The sequence below is a fragment of the Cupriavidus sp. UYPR2.512 genome, assembly GCF_000379565.1.
GTDB lineage: Bacteria > Pseudomonadota > Gammaproteobacteria > Burkholderiales > Burkholderiaceae > Cupriavidus.
On record NZ_KB903029.1, the window covers coordinates 1 to 2,218 of the forward strand.

General features: G+C 63.0%; 3 protein-coding genes. 1 reads left to right on the forward strand and 2 read right to left on the reverse strand.

Annotated features, from left to right (window positions below; translation table 11 throughout):
* Window positions 1–278 (forward strand): hypothetical protein (locus tag A3A5_RS38900; protein WP_035812968.1); only part of this gene is annotated, 278 nt, incomplete at its 5' end.
* Window positions 279–322: 44 nt separating this feature from the next.
* On the opposite strand, the gene A3A5_RS0118340 is transcribed toward A3A5_RS38900, so the two are convergent.
* Window positions 323–1,609: a type II toxin-antitoxin system HipA family toxin gene (locus A3A5_RS0118340; protein ID WP_018312000.1), complete on the reverse strand. Its 1,287-nt coding sequence runs from the start codon at window positions 1,607–1,609 to the stop codon at window positions 323–325.
* Window positions 1,602–1,871 carry a helix-turn-helix transcriptional regulator gene (locus A3A5_RS0118345; protein WP_018312001.1) on the reverse strand — a complete coding sequence of 90 codons (270 nt, stop codon included), beginning with the start codon at window positions 1,869–1,871 and terminating at the stop codon, window positions 1,602–1,604. The genes A3A5_RS0118340 and A3A5_RS0118345 overlap by 8 nt, the downstream gene beginning before the upstream one ends.
* Window positions 1,872–2,218 lie beyond the last annotated feature (347 nt).

Below are 2,218 nucleotides of genomic sequence, written 5' to 3' on the forward strand. Positions count from 1 at the left end.
GTGCGAAGGAGCCAGGTCCGTGGGTTGAGCAAATCAGCAAGCGTCGCCCGCGCAATGTTGTGATCGTAGCGCTGGCCAACAAGATGGCGCGCACGCATTGCCACGCTGGCAAACGCCGCTCGGCAGCGGTCGCGCTCTATGTCGCCGATCGCCTCGGCGCCACTCTGTCCGGTCCGCATCCGGACGATCCGAACCGGACGGTGCTGGCGTTGCTGCGCGATCCCGCATGGGGACTGCCGCCCGCACGACGTCGCCCGTGGTGGGCGATCTGGACATAGGCCGGGAGCACGCCTAACGCGCGCGCGCGCCCACCGGGCCGGCCTCACAGCGGATCCGGCAGGGGCTCGGACATCCCCTTGACCACGGCGCGCTGATAGACGTCATCAGTCGCCATGGCAAGGCGCCCGCCATCCCACTCCCGGCGCATCTCCCGCATGAGCTCCAGGTGCATCTTGGGGCCATGCTCGGCGAGCGTATCGGCCATCGCATCGCTGAGACGCTGCAGGACTTCCTCGGGCTTGGCCACGCCGCAGGCATTGCGGCCGAACTCGATCAGCGTCTTGCGGTCCGGATAGCGCTTGGACTTCGCGAGCTTGATCGCCAGTTCGCGGTCGGTGAGCTCGACCCCGTGCTTGTTCTGGTATTTGTAGACCATCGTCGTCACCACATCGAACAGCGGCGAGAGCTTGGGCGGGGCGGTATGCGGATCCTCGTACAGCAGCCCGAAGTTCTTCAAGTGCGCGTCACCGTTGCGCACGAGCACGGTCAGCGCCAGATACTCGAAGAAGCGCCGGCAGCTTTCCGGTGCGTTCGTCCCGCAATAGGCATTGATGACCTTGGCGATCTGCTCGTAGGAACCGAGGTACTTTTCCTCGTTGGTGCGGTTCATCAGCACCACCATGTCCTCGAAGCCGAGCTGCCGCTCGCCGTCCAGATCGAAGCGGCCCATCACGAAAAGCTTGCCCGATTCCGACAGCCAGAAGTCGGGGACGGTCAGCCCCGCCCGGCGCGCCGCGTCCATGCACAGAAACTCGTTCTGTGCCAGATGCGGATAGTCCTCGCCACTGGCCTTGACGATCAGATCCGGCGCCACGATGGTCGCGCGCGCGCCCAGCGTGGCGGGGGCGGGCGGCACGTCGAGCTTGTCCGCATCGGGAATCATCACCTTGGGCTGGAAGCCGCTGATGCCCGACGTCAGGTACGTGTCCACGAGGTATTCGAAGAGCTCGGCCGAGCCCTCGTTCTCCAAGATCGTCGTCAGGCCGATACCGGCGCCGAGCCGCTTCGTTTGCGCGTCGGGCTCCGCATAGCGCAGGCGTCCGATCTGGTTGGCGCCCGTGAGCGCCAGCAGCCGCATGTCGTCGAGCTGCATGAGCTTGCCGAACTTGTTGCGGATGCGATCGAGCAGATACCCCTCCGGGCGATTCATCGCAAACAGCGGATGCAGCACGCTGCTGCCATAGCTCTCCACACCGATCGGCATGCCGAGCGACACTTCGCACGGCCGCTCAGTCGTCGTATAGTTGAAAACAAAGCGCGAGGCCTTGTCAAGCGTGCCCGACGGACCTTGCGGCGTGCTCACCAGCAGGCGTTTGAGTTTGTCATTCATCGGCGTCATCCAGCATGGCGCGCAGCGCCGCCGCCGTCGGGCGGGCATCGGTAATGGCCAGCCCCTTACCCAGAAAGGTCAGGGCACTGAACATCACGTGCAGGCCCACATTGCCGCCCAGTTCGAGTTCGGCAATGGTCTGGCGGCGTACCTGCAGGGCACTGGCCAGCTCGGTCTGACTTTTGCCGAGCGCCTTACGGGTGTCACGGATGAGCCGGCCCAGTTCCTGAGCCGTGAATGCGGTGCGCGGTGCAGTTTCCATGGTGTTCGATATTCCGTACATCGATGGGGTCAGTATAGACCATCGTGCGAAATAACGAACATAATTCTGCGTCCCAGCGCTCGGCCGCAATGATCTTTTCTGTGAACGCAACTAGTCCATCAGAATTTCTGAAGGAAGGCGGGCTCGCACCGATCGCAGCAAAACGCTTACCCGTCCACAAAAACGTATTTGTATAAAGGTAGGAAACGGCTTGCGCCGTCCCCTCCCTCCGAACCCGGTGTGCGGTTTTCCCGCACTAAGGAACGAGTGAGAAATAACTTCCCGAAGTGGACCTGGCGTGCGCAAAGCGACGCGGGTAAGATGTGATGCCTCTGGAGGACAAACGA